Genomic DNA, 392 nt, shown 5'->3' on the forward strand with positions numbered 1-392 from the left:
GTAAGGTAACGCTATCGTCACTTGCCAGTATTTCAACAATATCATCAACTAGACTTTTAACCTCTCCTACCGCATCTATAGGTCGGTTACGAATTTTTGTCATTACTGAACGCATTCGAGCAAGCGAGCGCTCGAACTCTTTCTCACAATGACTGACTCTACGACGGTAAGAGCTTAGGGTTTCGATACGTTCATGCTTATCTTTCCACATCCTTTCAGTTTCAAGGCTTATCTGTAGATCTGAATCGGCCCCTTTCTCTATCTCGTGATTAGAAGGTAAAGGTGCAGTATCGCTTTGACTTAGATTTATATAGACATGCTTAATCCCAAGATGCCGAATTATTTTCACTTGAGCGTCATCTTTTATTTTGAAGCTGTTGAATAAAAATGGG

General features: G+C 40.3%; 1 protein-coding gene. It reads right to left on the minus strand.

The genetic code is table 11. The annotated features are described in order from the left end of the window. A partial coding sequence (locus tag AB4496_RS29290; protein WP_372133641.1) for a DUF3391 domain-containing protein occupies positions 1-392 on the minus strand: 392 nt, incomplete at both ends.

Source organism: Vibrio sp. 10N.222.46.A1 (assembly GCF_041473595.1).
In the GTDB taxonomy this organism is placed as follows: domain Bacteria; phylum Pseudomonadota; class Gammaproteobacteria; order Enterobacterales; family Vibrionaceae; genus Vibrio; species Vibrio tasmaniensis_A.